The sequence below is a fragment of the Flexivirga lutea genome, assembly GCF_054778955.1.
Window position 1 is genome coordinate 502,931 of the sequence record NZ_BAAGZB010000002.1, and the last position, 14,581, is coordinate 517,511.

Annotated in this window: 13 protein-coding genes; 10 read left to right on the forward strand and 3 right to left on the reverse strand. The window is 68.8% G+C overall.

Annotation, left to right across the window (positions count from 1 at the left end; all coding sequences use genetic code 11):
- Positions 1-233: 233 nt before the first annotated feature.
- Positions 234-896 (reverse strand): GntR family transcriptional regulator, encoded by a 663-nt coding sequence (locus ACYVBN_RS08805; RefSeq protein WP_460600173.1) that lies wholly within the window; start codon positions 894-896, stop codon positions 234-236.
- A 117-nt stretch (positions 897-1,013) separates the two neighbouring features.
- Between ACYVBN_RS08805 and glyA the strand changes: the two genes are divergently transcribed.
- The 7 genes from glyA to purU all read left to right on the forward strand — a co-directional run bounded on the left by glyA (position 1,014) and on the right by purU (position 9,737).
- Positions 1,014-2,327, forward strand: a complete 1,314-nt coding sequence (glyA, locus tag ACYVBN_RS08810) for a serine hydroxymethyltransferase (protein ID WP_460600837.1) — start codon at positions 1,014-1,016, stop codon at positions 2,325-2,327.
- Complete coding sequence (locus tag ACYVBN_RS08815) at positions 2,327-3,550, forward strand: sarcosine oxidase subunit beta family protein (RefSeq protein ID WP_460600174.1); 1,224 nt, start codon at positions 2,327-2,329, stop codon at positions 3,548-3,550. The genes glyA and ACYVBN_RS08815 overlap by 1 nt, the downstream gene beginning before the upstream one ends.
- Positions 3,551-3,571: 21 nt before the next feature.
- Positions 3,572-3,868 (forward strand): sarcosine oxidase subunit delta, encoded by a 297-nt coding sequence (locus tag ACYVBN_RS08820; protein ID WP_460600175.1) that lies wholly within the window; start codon positions 3,572-3,574, stop codon positions 3,866-3,868.
- Complete coding sequence (locus ACYVBN_RS08825) at positions 3,865-6,795, forward strand: aminomethyltransferase family protein (RefSeq protein WP_460600176.1); 2,931 nt, start codon at positions 3,865-3,867, stop codon at positions 6,793-6,795. The genes ACYVBN_RS08820 and ACYVBN_RS08825 overlap by 4 nt, the downstream gene beginning before the upstream one ends.
- Complete coding sequence (locus ACYVBN_RS08830) at positions 6,788-7,396, forward strand: sarcosine oxidase subunit gamma (protein ID WP_460600177.1); 609 nt, start codon at positions 6,788-6,790, stop codon at positions 7,394-7,396. Before ACYVBN_RS08825 ends, ACYVBN_RS08830 begins: the two co-directional genes overlap by 8 nt.
- A complete protein-coding gene (locus tag ACYVBN_RS08835; protein ID WP_460600178.1) occupies positions 7,396-8,787 on the forward strand; it encodes a serine dehydratase alpha family protein in 1,392 nt (463 codons plus the stop codon). The genes ACYVBN_RS08830 and ACYVBN_RS08835 overlap by 1 nt, the downstream gene beginning before the upstream one ends.
- A gap of 77 nt (positions 8,788-8,864) precedes the next feature.
- A complete protein-coding gene (purU, locus tag ACYVBN_RS08840) occupies positions 8,865-9,737 on the forward strand; it encodes a formyltetrahydrofolate deformylase (protein ID WP_460600179.1) in 873 nt (290 codons plus the stop codon).
- On the opposite strand, the gene ACYVBN_RS08845 is transcribed toward purU, so the two are convergent.
- Positions 9,734-11,440: an acyl-CoA synthetase family protein gene (locus ACYVBN_RS08845; protein WP_460600180.1), complete on the reverse strand. Its 1,707-nt coding sequence runs from the start codon at positions 11,438-11,440 to the stop codon at positions 9,734-9,736. The two genes, purU and ACYVBN_RS08845, sit on opposite strands and share 4 nt — an antisense overlap.
- A gap of 75 nt (positions 11,441-11,515) precedes the next feature.
- Between ACYVBN_RS08845 and ACYVBN_RS08850 the strand changes: the two genes are divergently transcribed.
- A complete protein-coding gene (locus tag ACYVBN_RS08850; protein WP_460600181.1) occupies positions 11,516-12,214 on the forward strand; it encodes a helical backbone metal receptor in 699 nt (232 codons plus the stop codon).
- On the opposite strand, the gene ACYVBN_RS08855 is transcribed toward ACYVBN_RS08850, so the two are convergent.
- Positions 12,211-12,693 carry an Lrp/AsnC family transcriptional regulator gene (locus ACYVBN_RS08855; RefSeq protein WP_460600182.1) on the reverse strand — a complete coding sequence of 161 codons (483 nt, stop codon included), beginning with the start codon at positions 12,691-12,693 and terminating at the stop codon, positions 12,211-12,213. The two genes, ACYVBN_RS08850 and ACYVBN_RS08855, sit on opposite strands and share 4 nt — an antisense overlap.
- Positions 12,694-12,795: 102 nt before the next feature.
- Here ACYVBN_RS08855 and ACYVBN_RS08860 point away from each other — a divergent pair, with 102 nt between their 5' ends.
- A complete protein-coding gene (locus tag ACYVBN_RS08860; RefSeq protein WP_460600183.1) occupies positions 12,796-13,971 on the forward strand; it encodes a trans-sulfuration enzyme family protein in 1,176 nt (391 codons plus the stop codon).
- A gap of 104 nt (positions 13,972-14,075) precedes the next feature.
- Positions 14,076-14,480, forward strand: a complete 405-nt coding sequence (locus ACYVBN_RS08865; RefSeq protein WP_460600184.1) for a DUF421 domain-containing protein — start codon at positions 14,076-14,078, stop codon at positions 14,478-14,480.
- The last annotated feature ends 101 nt before the right edge of the window (positions 14,481-14,581 follow it).

A 14,581-nucleotide genomic window follows, 5' to 3' on the forward strand; every position in this document is an offset into this window, starting at 1 on the left:
CGTCGTGGCCGGGATCGGGAGATCCGGTCCGGTCGGCCCGTCCGCCTCGTGCTGCGTGGATGAGTTCAGGTGCCGCGGAGAGCTGTTGCCGACCGAGGCGTTTCCCTCGAGAACGTTCTTGTTGCGTTGAACGCAACTTGGTTGCACCGAAACTAGATGTGATCCGCGCCACCCGTCAAGAGCTACTTGCCAGTAATTCCCGGTCGCCGCTGCCGGGTCGTCGTGCAGGCGACCTACAGCACGGTGCGAATCCGCACCTCGAAGGCCTCCATGTGCTCCAGCATCAACCGCTCGGCGTGCTCGCTCCCGCCCTGCAACACCGCGTCGAGCAGCTCGATGTGCTCGAGGATGTGCGATCCCACGTCGGCCAGGCGTGGCGCCGCGACCGACCAGATGCGGGTGGCCAGGTTGCCGTAGCGCACGAGCGCGGTCTCCAGGTGGCCGTTGTGCGTCGCCCGATAGATCGCGCGGTGGACCTGCAGGTCCCACTCCATGTGGTCGCGGGGCGACGTCGCCGAGGGCAGCGAGCGCAGCCCGTCGCGCAGCTCCTCCAGCTCGCGGCGGTTCTCGGCGTCGGCGCGCACCGCGCCCAGCCCGGCGGCCAGCGGTTCGAGCGCCCGGCGGATCTCGGAGATCTCCGACAGGGCGGTGATGTCGACCGGGGTGGCGAACGTGCCCCGCCGGGGGTAGGTCACGACCAGATGGTCGGACTCCAGGCGCTTGAGCGCCTCGCGCAACGGCGTGCGACCGACCGCCAGCTCCGCGGCGAGCGCGTGTTCGCTCAGCGGATCCCCCGGCTCGATGTCGAGCAACACCAAGCGCTCCTTGAGCGCCTGGTAGGCAGCCTCGGTCAACGATCCGTGGGTCCGCACGTGGTTGGGCACGGTCCGCATCATGGCGCACCTCCAGGGGTTGACAGGTCGGGAGTGCGGGCCTAGCTTACCCGACAACTGATATATCAGTCGTCGATCTCACTCGCGGAAGGAAGCGTCGTGACCACAGCAAGCACCGTCCTGCCGGACGCAGCAGGACCCGGTAGGGCGCAAGGCGGCTTCAATTCGCCGCTGGCTCAGGCAGACCCGGAGGTCGCTGCCGCGATCGCGCAGGAACTGCACCGCCAGCAGGACACGCTGGAGATGATCGCCTCCGAGAACTTCGCGCCGGTCGCCGCGCTCCAGGCGCAGGGCAGCGTGCTGACCAACAAGTACGCCGAGGGCTATCCCGGCCGGCGGTACTACGGCGGCTGCGAACACGTGGACGTCATCGAGAGCCTCGCGATCGACCGGGCCAAGGCGCTGTTCGGCGCGGCATACGCCAACGTCCAGCCGCACTCGGGCGCCCAGGCCAACACCGCCGTCTACTTCGCCCTGCTGCAGCCGGGCGACACCATCCTCGGCCTCGATCTGGCCCACGGTGGCCACCTGACCCATGGCATGCGGATCAACTACAGCGGCAGGATGTTCGACGTCGCCGCCTATCACGTGGACGACAGCGGCCGGATCGACATGGACGAGGTCGCCAGGCTCGCCCGCCAACACCGTCCGAAGATGATCGTGGCCGGCTGGTCGGCATACCCGCGCACGCTGGACTTCGCGGCCTTCCGCGCGATCGCCGACGAGGTCGGGGCGCTACTGATGGTCGACATGGCGCACTTCGCCGGTTTGGTTGCCGCCGGGCTGCACCCCAACCCGGTCGCGTATGCCGACGTCACCACCAGCACCACCCACAAGACCCTCGGCGGCCCGCGCGGCGGCATCATCCTGACCAACGATGCGGCGCTCGCCAAGAAGATCAACTCGGCGGTCTTCCCCGGCATGCAGGGCGGCCCGCTGGAACACGTCATCGCCGCGAAGGCCGTCGCGTTCCGCGCTGCCGCGTCGGACGAATTCGCAGACCGGCAGCGCCGCACTCTCTCCGGCGCGCGCATCCTTGCCGAGCGGCTGCTGCAGGCCGACACGGCACAGCAGGGGGTGCGCGTGCTGTCCGGTGGCACCGATGTGCACCTGATCCTCGTCGACCTGCGCGAGGCAGCACTGGACGGTAAACAGGCCGAGGACCGGCTGCACCGCATCGGCATCACGGTGAACCGCAACGCCGTTCCCGACGATCCTCGACCTCCGATGGTCACCTCCGGGCTGCGGATCGGTACGCCGGCGCTCGCGACCCGCGGCTTCGGTGACACGGAGTTCACCGAGGTCGCCGACATCATCGCGGCGACACTCGTTGCCGACGACATCGACGCGGTCGCGGACCACCTGCGCTCTCGTGTCGCCGCGCTCACTGCGCGCTTCCCGCTCTACCCCGATCTCGCCCACCAGGAGAACTGATGAGCAACCAGCGAGCACTGCCGGCCCACCCGTCGTTCCTGTGGCGCAATCCCGACCCGCAGGACTCCTACGACGTCGTCATCGTCGGCGGCGGCGGCCACGGCCTGGCGACCGCCTACTACCTCGCCAAGGTCCACGGCATCACCAACGTGGCCGTGCTGGAACGGGGTTGGCTGGCCGGCGGCAACATGGCCCGGAACACCACCATCATCCGCAGCAACTATCTGTGGGACGAGTCGGCCGCGATCTACGAGAAGTCGCTCAAGCTCTGGGAAGGCCTGGAGGACGAGCTCGGCTACGACATCTTCTTCTCCCAGCGCGGCGTGCTCAACCTCGCCCACACCCTGCAGGACGTGCGCGACTCGGTGCGCCGGGTGGAGGCGAACCGGCTCAACGGCGTGGACGCCGAGTTCGTCACCCCCGAGCAGGTCAAGGAGATCTGCCCGATCATCAACATTGGCCAGGACATCCGCTACCCGGTGATGGGCGCGACCTACCAGCCGCGGGCCGGCATCGCCAAGCACGACTGGGTCGCTTGGGGATATGCACGTCGGGCCAGCGAGCTCGGCGTCGACCTGATCCAGAACTGCGAGGTGACCGGCTTCGACATGGACGGCGACCGCGTCGTCGGCGTGCGGACCACCCGGGGCAACATCAAGGCAGGACGCGTCGCCCTCGCCGCCGCCGGCCACACCTCGACGCTGACCGAGCTGGCCGGCTTCCGGGTGCCGATCCAGTCCCATCCGTTGCAGGCCCTCGTCTCCGAGCTGCACGAGATGATTCACCCGACCGTGGTGATGTCCAATCACGTGCACGTCTACGTCTCGCAGGCGCACAAGGGCGAGCTGGTCATGGGCGCCGGTGTCGACTCCTACAACGGCTACGGCCAACGCGGGTCGTTCCAAGTCATCGAGCACCAGATGTCGGCTGCGGTCGAACTCTTCCCGGCCTTCTCGCGCGCACACCTGCTGCGCACCTGGGGCGGCATCGTCGACGTCACGCTGGATGCGTCACCGATCATGGGGCTCACGCCCGTCGAGGGCATGTATGTCGATTGCGGTTGGGGCACCGGCGGTTTCAAGGCCGTGCCTGGCGCCGGTTTCGCCTTCGCACACACCATCGCCCACAACGAACCGCACGAGCTCAACCGCCCCTACTCGCTCGAACGCTTCGTCAGCGGCGAGCTGATCGATGAACACGGCGCTGCTGCCGTCGCCCACTGAGCACCGAGAGGACACCTTCAGATGTTGATGATCGAATGCCCCCACTGCGGCGTCCGCCCGGAGGGCGAGTTCGGCTACGGCGGACAGGCGCACATCCCCTACCCGGAGGACCCGCACGCGCTCACCGACGAGCAGTGGGCGCAGTACCTCTTCTACCGCGACAACCCCAAGGGCGCCTTTCGCGAGCGGTGGGTGCACAGCGCCGGCTGCCGCAAGTGGTTCAACGCCGTGCGTGACACCCGCACCTACGACATCACCTCCACCTACGTCGGCGCAGCACCGGTCGACGCGAACAGCACGCAAGGAGCGCAGTCATGAGCGCACACCGTCTCGAGTCCGGCGGCGTCGTCGACCGCGCCGCCGCACGCCGCTTCACGATCGACGGCCGGCCGTTGGAGGGCTTCGCCGGCGACACCGTCGCCTCTGCTGCACTGGCGAACGGCATCGTCCGGGTGGGCGACTCGATCTATCGCGGTCGGCCCCGCGGCGTGCTGAGCAGCGGTGTCGAAGAACCCAATGCCTTCGTGCGGATCAACGGTGGGTATGGCGAGTCGATGCAACCGGCCACCACCACCGAACTCCTCGAGGGACTGGACCTGACCTGGGAGGACGGCATCGGCAACCTCGACCAATCGGTCGATCCTGCCGAATACGACCACATGCACGTCCACACCGACGTCGCCGTCATCGGCGCCGGACCGGCCGGCCTGGCCGCGGCCCGTGCAGCTGCCGCGACCGGTGCCCGCGTCACCCTCTTCGAGCAGGACTTCGCGCTGGGCGGCAGCCTGCTCGGCCGCCCGCACGAGATCGTCGAGGGGGTCCCTGCCGGCGCCTGGATCACCGATGTGCACGAGGAGCTGCAGCAATCGGACAACTGCCGGATCCTTACTCGGACAGGTGTTTTCGGCAGCTACGACAGCAACTACCTGATCGCCCTGGAGAAGCGCGTCGACGCGCCGCGACGAGACGGCGTCTCCCGTCAGCGGGTCTGGCACGTCAATGCCGGACGCGTCGTGCTGGCCACCGGCGCGTTCGAGCGGACCCTGGTGTTCGCGAACAACGACCTTCCCGGGATCATGCTCGCCTCGGCGGTCCAGAACTACCTCGGCCGCTTCGGCGTGCTGGCAGGCGACCGGATCGTCGTCTTCACCACCAACGACTCGGCATACGCCGTTGCCGCCGACCTGGCCGCGGCCGGTGCACACGTCACGCTCGTCGACAGCCGGCCCCAGGCCGGCGTCGCCGACCCGGATTCCGTGGATGTCCGTCACGGCAGCGTGGTGGTCGAGGCTCTGGGCACCGGCCGGCTGGAAGGGATCCGCATCGCCCGGGTCGGCGCGAGCGCCGATGACGACACCCAGCTGCTGGACTGTGCCGTGTTGGGCGTCTCCGGCGGCTGGTCCGCCAACGTCAACCTGCATTCACAGCGGCAGGGTGCGTTGGCCTGGGACGACGCGCTGCTCGGCTTCGTACCCTCGGGTACTGTCCGCGACCAGACGCTCGCCGGGGCGGTCACCGGCACCTACTGGACCGACGGCGCGGTCGCCGAAGGCCGGGCGGCCGGTGCCGGCCAACCGCTGCCGATCACCGTCGAGGACCGTCGCAGCCGTTCCGGCAGCACCGATCCCGTGTGGGTGATCGCTTCCCCGAATGGGGAATTCGACAACCACTTCGTCGACCTTCAGCGCGACGAGACCGCCGCAGGCGTCGTGCGCGCGGTCCGTGCCGGGATGCGCTCGGTCGAGCACGTGAAGCGGTACACCTCGATCAGCACCGGCCTGGACCAGGGCAAGATCGGCGGGGTGCTCACCATCGGGCTGCTGAGCCAGCTGCTCGGCGACCACGACATGGCCTCGATGCCCGTCGGTCAGCCGGGTCAGGACCAGGGACAGAACACGGAGGCCGACGAGGGGGGTCTGGCCGGCGGCGTCGTCCCGCCGCCGTCACCCGGTGCCATCGGAACCACCACGTTCCGTGCACCGTTCACGCCGGTCGCCTTCGCAGCACTGGCCGGTCGGGCCCGTGGCGACCTCTATGACCCGGCCAGGGTGACCCCGGCACAAGCCCGGCACGTCGCCCGCGGAGCCCGGTTCGAGGATGTCGGCCAGTGGAAGCGCCCGTGGTTCTACCCGCAGGAGGGTGAGGACATGGGCGCGGCCGTGGCCCGTGAATGCCGTGCAGCACGAACCGGTGTCGCCTACATGGACGGCTCGACGCTGGGCAAGATAGAGATCCGCGGCACGGATGCGCCGACCTTCCTCAACCGCATCTACACCAACGCGTTCGCCAAGCTCCCGGTCGGCAAGCAGCGGTACGGCGTGATGTGCCGGCCGGACGGCATGGTGTTCGACGACGGGGTCTCGTTCCGGTTGGCGGAGGACCGTTACCTGATGACCACCACCACCGGCGGCGCGGCCGGGGTGCTCGACTGGCTCGAGGAGTGGCACCAGACCGAATGGCCCGAGCTGGACGTCTGCTGCACCTCGGTGACCGAGCAGTGGTCCACCACGGTTGTGGCCGGTCCGCGCTCGCGGGACGTCATCCACGCGATCGCGCCGGACCTGGACGTCTCGAAGGAGGGCTTCGAGTTCATGGCCTTCCACGACACGGTGCTGGCCAGCGGCATACCCGCTCGGATCGCCCGCGTGACGTTCTCCGGCGAACTGGCCTTCGAGGTGAACGTCAGTGGCTGGTACGGCGAGGCGGTGTGGGACGACATCACGCACGCCGGTGCGCCGTTCGGCATCACGCCGTACGGCACCGAGACGATGCACGTGCTGCGCGCGGAGAAGGCCTTCCCCATCGTGGGGCAGGACACCGACGGGACGGTCACGCCACAGGATCTCGGGATGGACTGGGTGGTGGCCAAGAAGAAGAAGGACTTCATCGGGATGCGGTCCTACGCGCGTGCTGGCCACGTCGAGGCGGGCCGCAAGCAGCTGGTCAGCGTGCTGCCGTTGGACCGTGAGCTACGGCTGCCCGAGGGCAGTCAGCTGGTGGCGGAGGCCGACGCGCCAGCCGAGCCGATCGACGGCTTCGCGGCCGAACCGATCCCGATGATCGGCCATGTCACCTCCAGCTACCGCAGTGAGGCACTGGATCGCACCTTCGCGTTGGCGTTGGTGCGGGACGGCCGATCACGGATCGGTGAGCAGGTGATGGCCTCGTTCGAGGGCAGGTTCCACCCGGTGCAGATCGCCGAAGCAGTCGTCTACGACAAGGAAGGAGCACGTCGCGATGGTTGAGCGCAGTGCAGTGTTGGAGCGCCGCCGTAGTCCCCTGCAGCGGATGGCGAAGGAACTGGCCGCGGGCAGCAGTCCACAGGTCGCCCTCCGCGAGATCCCGTTCCTGGCCCAGGTCGGGTTGCGCGCCGAACCGGGCAGCGCCTCGGCTGCCGCCCTGGAGGCGGCCCTGGCCGGACCGCTGCCGCACGGTGTCGGTGACGTCACCGAACTCGGCGGCGACCGGCAACTGCTGTGGCTGGGCCCGGACGAATTCCTGCTCGTGGCACCGGACGAGGCCAACGGCGGTGAGGATCCGGCCCGCATCGTGGACCGGTTGAGTGCCGCACTCGGCGCGTTGCCCGGTCAGGTGGTCGACCTGTCGGCCAACCGCACAACGCTGGAACTGCGCGGGGCCCGCGCGCAGCAGGTGCTCGACAAGTCCTGCCGGCTGGACCTGGACCCGATCACCTTCCCGGCCGGATCCGCGCTGGTCACTCTGCTCGGAACGGTCAACGTCATCCTGTGGCGGGTCGCTGCCGACGTCTGGCGGATCATGCCGCGGTCCTCGTTCGCGTCCCACACCGCGCGATGGCTGCTGGACGGCATGCGCGAGTACCGCTGATGGCGCTCTCGGCGCTCGACCTGTTCTCCATCGGCATCGGGCCGTCGTCGTCCCACACGGTCGGCCCGATGCGTGCCGCAGCCCGGTTCGTCGCCGGGCTGCGGCGGCAGTCCATGCTCCGGCAGGTGCAGCGGGTGACGGTGCAGCTGCACGGTTCGCTGGCCGCCACCGGCGTCGGGCACGGCACCGACCGGGCCGTGGTGCTCGGGCTGACCGGTGCTGACCCCGAGACCATCGATGTGACAGCGGCGTTCGAACAGTTCGACGAGATCTGCGACCGAAGGAGGCTGATGCTCGGCGGCGCGCGCCCGATCGACTTCGACCCCGACGTGAACGTGGAGTTCCACCGCAAGCCGCTCCCCCGCCATCCGAACGGCCTGCGCTTCATCGCGTATGACGCGTCAGGCGCTGCGCTGGCCGAGACCGAGAGCTATTCGGTCGGAGGCGGTTTCGTCGTCGACAAGGACGACGGCGAACGGCTCGGCGCGGACGAGGTGGCGGTGCCACATCCCTTCGCCACGGCCGAGGATCTGCTCGCGCAATGCACACGCACCGGCGGCTCGATTGCCGAGGTGATGCTTGCCAATGAGGCGGCGTTCCGGCCCGAGGCGGAGACGCGAGCGCACCTGCTACGCATCTGGGCGGTGATGCAGGAGTGCGTGGAGAACGGCTGCACCCGGGACGAGAAGTTCCTGCCCGGTCGGCTGCAGGTGCGGCGCCGGGCGCCGGAACTGCGCCGGAAACTGCGCGCTCACGAGGCGGCCGAGCGTGCCCGCACCGGCACGATGAGCGATCCGTTGTGGGCGATGGAGTGGGTGAATCTCTACGCGCTGGCGGTGAACGAGGAGAACGCCTCCGGTGGCCGGGTGGTCACGGCACCGACCAATGGTGCCGCGGGCATCGTGCCCGCGGTGCTGCACTATTTCACCCGGTTCGTCGACGGCGCCGACGAGGCAGCCGTGGTCGACTTTTTGCTGACGGCCGCGGCCATCGGCATCCTCTTCAAGGAGGGCGCCTCCATCTCCGGCGCGGAGGTCGGCTGCCAGGGCGAGGTGGGGTCCGCCTGCTCGATGGCCGCGGCCGCGTTGTGCGCCGTCCTCGGCGGTGCGCCGGACCAGGTGGAGAACGCGGCCGAGATCGGCATCGAGCACAACCTCGGGCTCACCTGTGACCCGGTCGGGGGCCTGGTGCAGGTGCCGTGCATCGAGCGCAATGCCATCGCCTCGGTGAAGGCGATCAACGCCGCCCGGCTGGCGATGCAGGGCGACGGTGATCACCGGGTGGGCCTGGATGCCGCCATCCGCACCATGCGGCAGACCGGACGCGACATGAAGAGCAAGTACAAGGAGACCAGCCGCGGGGGTCTGGCCGTCAACGTGATTGAGTGCTGAGTGAAGCGGCTCGCAGGGACGTTGCTCGCAGGGATATTTCTCGTACGGACAGTGCTCGCAGGACAAGGAGATTCGGCATGAGCCCAGACAACGGTGCACACCGCTACGTGCTGACCCTCGACGGTGCCGAACGCCCGGGGCTGCTGCACGCGGTCACCGGTTTCCTCGTCGACCACCGTGCCGACATCCGGGAGATGAAGCAGTTCGACGACCAGTCGGCCGGGCGTTACATGGGACGCATCGACTTCGTCGTGCCGGACGACGACGATCCCGGCCTCGAGGCGCTCAATGGCTCACTGGACCTCCTGCGGCGCGAGTGGCAGTTGAGTGCGGCACTGCGCCGGGCGGCCGACAAGCAGCGCGTGCTGGTCATGGTGTCCAAGTTTGCGCACTGCCTCAACGACCTGCTCTTCCGGACCCACGTCGACGAGCTGCCGATCGAGATCGTCGCGGTCGTCTCCAACCATCCCGACCACGAGGACCTCGTGCGCTGGCATCGGGTGCCGTTCCACCACGTGCCGGTGACCCGTGACACCAAGCCGGAGGCGGAGGCCCGCCTGCTGCAGCTGGTCGACGAGCTGGACGTGGACCTGGTCGTGCTCGCGCGTTACATGCAGATCCTGTCCGACGACCTCGCACGCACGTTGAGTGGCCGGGCGATCAACATCCATCACTCGTTCCTGCCGAGTTTCAAGGGCGCCAGGCCGTACCATCAGGCGTACGAGCGAGGCGTGAAAACCGTTGGCGCGACGGCGCATTACGTCACCGGCGACCTCGACGAGGGTCCGATCATCTCCCAGCAGGTGCAGGAGGTCGACCACGCCTACACGCCGGCCGACCTGGTCGCCGCGGGCAGGGACACCGAGTGCAAAGCACTGTCCAACGCGGTGCGTTGGCACTGCGAGGGCAGGGTGTTCGTGCAGGGACTACGCACCGTCGTGCTGCGCTAGCTCTTCAACTCCGGGAAATCGTCGTCGCGCCATTCGGGCACCGGACGCTCGCCGGCGATCTCCTCCTCGCGGCCGCGCAGTTCGACCCGGCGGATCTTGCCCGAGATCGTCTTCGGCAGCTCGTAGAACTCCACCCGTCGCACTCGTTGGTATGGCGCCAGGTGCTCCCTCGCGTACTGGAGGATCTCGAACGCCGTCTGCTCCGTGGGCTCGTGGCCGGGCGCGAGCGCGATGTAGGCCTTCGGCACGGCCAGTCGCACCGGGTCCGGCGCGGGCACGATCGCGGCCTCCGCCACGGCCGGGTGCTCGATGAGCACCGACTCCAGCTCGAACGGGCTGATCTTGTAGTCGGACGCCTTGAACACGTCGTCGGTGCGGCCGATGTAGGTGTAGTAACCGTCGCTGTCGCGGGAGGCGACGTCGCCGGTGTGGTAGACGCCGTGCGCCATGACGGCGTCGTTACGCTCGGGATCTGCGACATACCCGGTCATCAGGCCGACGGGACGCTGGCCGAGGTCGAGACAGATCTCGCCCTCGTCGGCGTCGGCCGGCAACAGCTCGCCGGTGACCGGGTCGGCCAGGCCGGACGGGACACCGGGCAACGGGCGGCCCATCGAGCCCGGCTTCACCTGCGAACCCGGCGTGTTCGCGATCTGCACACTGGTCTCGGTCTGCCCGTAACCGTCCCGGATGGTCAGGCCCCAGCATCGCTCGATCTGCCGGATCACCTCCGGGTTCAACGGTTCTCCGGCGCCGACGACCTCGCGCAGTGCGTCCGGCTTCGCGCCCAGGTCGGCGTTGATCAGCATGCGCCATACGGTCGGCGGTGCGCAGAAGCTGGTGACGCCCTCGGTGCGCAGCTGATTCAGCATCGCGGCAGCGTCGAAACGCGTGAAGTTGTAGAGGAAGATCGTGGCCTCACCGATCCACGGCGCGAAGAAGTTGGACCAGGCGTGCTTGGCCCAGCCGGGTGACGAGACGTTCAGGTGTATGTCGCCGGGGCGCAGACCGATCCAGTACATCGTCGACAGGTGCCCGACCGGGTAGGACACCTGGGTGTGCTCCACGAGCTTCGGCTTGGATGTCGTGCCGGAGGTGAAGTAGAGCAGCAGCCGGTCCTGCGGGGCGGTGCCGGGATGCGGGACCGGTTGCCACTCGGCGGTGAACGCCCCGGCGAAGTCGCGCCAACCATCCGCCTCGCCGACGCTGATCCGCAGGTAGTCCCCCGGCACCTCGTCGAACTTGGCGGTGTCGACGGGATTGCACACGACCGCGCGAGCCGCCGTCCGTTCGACCCGGTCGGTCAGGTCGGCGGGTCCGGCCGCCGTCGTGGTGGGCACGACCACGGCACCCAGCTTCATCACGCCGAGCATCGTCTCCCACAGCTCGACCTGGTTGTTCAGCATGATGATGGCCGAGTCGCCCTTGCCGACCCCGAGCGTGCGCAGCCAGGTCGCGACCTGATCCGAACGCCGGGACATCTCCTGGAAGCTGCGGCTCGTGCGTGAGCCGTCCTGCTCGGTGATGACCAGCGCCGGCCGTTCGTTGTCGACCGCGATGGCGTCGAACCAGTCGACTGCCCAACAGAACTGGTCGCCCAGCTCCGGCCACCGGAAGCCGCGGGTTGCCTCCACGTAGTCGTCGTCGTGCCGCAGCAGGAAGTCCCGTGCCGCGCGGTATGCCGTGGTCGCCGTCGAGTCCATGTCGTCATCATGGCACCGGGGCATCCGGGGGACCCCGCCTCCGGGATGAAAGGATCGAGTCAGGAGGAGATGCCGATGACCGCACGCCGTGTCGTCTCGCTGGTGCCCTCGATCACCGAGGCGTTGGCCGGTTCCTGCCCCGATGCCTTGGTGGGAGCCACCGACTGGTGCACCCACCCCGCCGACCTGGACGTGACACGTGTGCGCGGTACCAAGAACCCGAACCTCGACGTCATTCGATCCTTGCAGCCCGACGTGGTCGTGGCCAACAAGGAGGAGAACCGCGAGTTGGACGTCCGCCGGCTGCGGGAGTCCGGCATACGTGTGTGGGTCAGCGAGATCGAAACAGTGCCCGAAGCATTCGCCGCGTTCGACCAGCTGTATGACGACGTGCTGCACTGGGCACGCCCGCCATGGCTGCAGGAGGCACGGCAACTGTGGTCCGGCAAGCTGCCACCGGTCCACGCACGGGTCGCCGTGCCGATCTGGCGCGACCCGTGGATGGTGGTCGGCGCGCGCACCTTCACCGGGGATCTGTTGCGGCGCGCGGGTTTCGACAATGTGTATGCCGATGCCGCCGGTCGGTACCCGCACACCGAGGTCGCGGACATCGACGCCACCGGGGCGGACGTCATACTTCTGCCGGACGAGCCGTACGTGTTCACCGCGGACGACGGACCCGAGGTGTTCCGCACCCCGACACGACTGATCAGCGGCCGCCTCATCACCTGGTACGGCCCCTCCCTCATCGAGGCTTGGCGGCAGATCTGCTAAGCAAAGACTCCAGCACCGGGCATCACACTGAACACCAGTTGCGTCTCGGTGTGCCGCACACCCGGGTGCACGTTGATGTGCTCGAGCACCAGGTCGCGCAACTGCTCCGGCCCTCGCACCGCGACGTGCAGCAGGTAGTCGTTCTCGCCGGCGACGTGGAACACCGTCAGCACACCCGGTATGGCGGTGAGCGTGTCGTGGAACCGCAGCACATGGTCGCGGTTGTGGCTGGTCAGCCGCACCGCGATGACGGCCTGGATGGGGTGACCGAGCGCGGCCAGATCCATCTGGGTGGTGAACCCCGTGATGACTCCCCGCTCGCGCAACAGCTGAACCCGCTTGGCACACGTCGACTCCGCGATACCGGCGCGCTTGGCGAGCGCCGCGCCGGTGATGCGCGCGTTACCAGCGAGCTCGGCCAGGATGGCCAGGTCGACACCGTCCAGCCCCCGCGGAGGATTCTTCGACAACGCGGTCATCGCGGCAGCCCTGTCATCGGATTCCGTCCCACCTGAGGCATTCTGGCGCAGGATCTGCAGCAAGAGGTCGCATTCGCGCGGATCCCTCCTACCGTTCGGAGTATGACGACACCGCCGCTGCAGTTCGATTCGATCGCCACGCACGCCGGCCGCGCCGGTCTGGCCGCAGACGGCGTGCATGTTCCACCGATCGACCTGTCGACGACCAACCCGGTGCCCGATCTCGATGCCAGCGGCCTGTCCTACGAGACGATGGCCGGCGGCGGCCGGCCGGTGCCGGACGGCGGCAACGTCTATGCGCGGCTGTGGAACCCGACCGTCGCCCGCTTCGAGGACGGCCTGGCGGCGTTGGAAGGCACGGACGAGGCGGTCGCCTTCTCCTCCGGCATGGCGGCGATGACCGCCGTCATACTGGCGGCCAAGAGCGAGCACCAGGGGCGGCACGTCGTCGCCGTACGCCCGCTGTACGGCGGCACGGATCACCTGCTCGGCTCACCGCTGCTGGACATCGACACCACGTACTGCCTACCGGAAGAGGTCGCCGACGCGACCCGTCCGGACACCTGCCTGGTGGTGGTCGAGACCCCGGCCAACCCGACGCTGCAACTGGTCGACATCGCGGCGATCACCGCGGCCGCCGGCACGGCACCCGTCGTGGTCGACAACACCTTCGCGACCCCGGTCCTGCAGAACCCCGCACAGTTCGGTGCAGCGCTGGTGCTGCACAGCGCGACGAAATTCATCGGTGGCCATGGCGATGCGATCGCCGGCGTGGTGGCGACGAGCACCGGGTGGGCCCAGGCGTTGCGTCGGGTACGCGCGATCACCGGAAGCTTGCTGCACCCGCTGGGCGGCTATCTGCTGCACCGCGGCCTGGCGACCCTGCCGCTGCGGGTGCGTGCCGGCCAGGCCTCCGCCGACAAGCTGGTCAGCTGGGCGAGCGACCACCCGGCCATCGAGCAGGTGCTCTACCCGGGGCTGCCGGAGTGCGACCCGCGCGGCCTGGTCGGCCGTCAGCTGCGCGGTCCGGGTGCGATGTTCGCACTGCGCCTCGCCGGTGGGTATGCCGCGGCCGCGCATCTGGTGAGTTCGGTGCAGCTCTTCGAGCACGCGGTCTCACTCGGTGGCGTCACCTCGTTGATCTCCCACCCGGCCTCGCTCACCCATCGCCCGGTGCCCGCGGACGCCCGGCCCGATGCCGGCGTCGTCCGGCTGTCGATCGGACTGGAGGACGTCGACGACCTGCGCGCCGACCTGGAACAGGCGCTGCCCTGCTGAGCCCGCGGCCCGGCCAAAACCGACGGCGATCGCGTTCGCGTGCCCGACCTGAGCCCTAGCATGGCACCGGGCAGTTCGGATCGGCGCGCGGGAGGGTGAGTGGCATGCACTGGCTGATCGGCGATTGGTCCCGACTGGCAGAGGTGGTGCTGAAAGCGTCGCTGATGTTCGGGCCGGCCGCGGTCGGGTTACGCGTTGCCGAGCGCCGCACGTTGGCCGAATGGTCGATCATCGATGTCGTCACCGCGGTGGCGACGGGCGCGATCGTCGGCCGTACGGCGGCCGACCAACAGTCCTTCGTGACCGGGGCGGTCGCACTGCTCACCCTGCTGGTGGTGCATCGGCTGCTCAGCCGGGTCCGGATGTTGCCGCGGCTGGGACCGGCGCTCGACCACCGGGTGCGGATCCTGGTGCGGGACGGGCAGCTGTGCCGCCGAGAACTGACCCGCTGCGGAGTCACCACCGCGGATCTGGAGGCACAGTTGCGCCAGCGGGGGTCTTCGATCTGAGCGATCTGCGGTACGTCCTCTACGAGTCACGCGGTGGACTCACGATCGTGCACCAGCGGGACGCCGATGCCCCTCTCGTGCACACCGTGTTGCACCACCGT

Coding starts and splice junctions, on each gene's coding strand:
- ACYVBN_RS08815 (WP_460600174.1), top strand. CDS start 2,327: ATGAGCAACCAGCGAGCACTGCCGGCCCACCCGTCGTTCCTGTGGCGC.
- ACYVBN_RS08850 (WP_460600181.1), top strand. CDS start 11,516: ATGACCGCACGCCGTGTCGTCTCGCTGGTGCCCTCGATCACCGAGGCG.
- ACYVBN_RS08845 (WP_460600180.1), bottom strand. CDS start 11,440: ATGGACTCGACGGCGACCACGGCATACCGCGCGGCACGGGACTTCCTG.
- ACYVBN_RS08865 (WP_460600184.1), top strand. CDS start 14,076: ATGCACTGGCTGATCGGCGATTGGTCCCGACTGGCAGAGGTGGTGCTG.
- ACYVBN_RS08855 (WP_460600182.1), bottom strand. CDS start 12,693: ATGACCGCGTTGTCGAAGAATCCTCCGCGGGGGCTGGACGGTGTCGAC.
- ACYVBN_RS08805 (WP_460600173.1), bottom strand. CDS start 896: ATGATGCGGACCGTGCCCAACCACGTGCGGACCCACGGATCGTTGACC.
- ACYVBN_RS08830 (WP_460600177.1), top strand. CDS start 6,788: ATGGTTGAGCGCAGTGCAGTGTTGGAGCGCCGCCGTAGTCCCCTGCAG.
- ACYVBN_RS08835 (WP_460600178.1), top strand. CDS start 7,396: ATGGCGCTCTCGGCGCTCGACCTGTTCTCCATCGGCATCGGGCCGTCG.
- ACYVBN_RS08860 (WP_460600183.1), top strand. CDS start 12,796: ATGACGACACCGCCGCTGCAGTTCGATTCGATCGCCACGCACGCCGGC.
- ACYVBN_RS08820 (WP_460600175.1), top strand. CDS start 3,572: ATGTTGATGATCGAATGCCCCCACTGCGGCGTCCGCCCGGAGGGCGAG.
- purU (WP_460600179.1), top strand. CDS start 8,865: ATGAGCCCAGACAACGGTGCACACCGCTACGTGCTGACCCTCGACGGT.
- ACYVBN_RS08825 (WP_460600176.1), top strand. CDS start 3,865: ATGAGCGCACACCGTCTCGAGTCCGGCGGCGTCGTCGACCGCGCCGCC.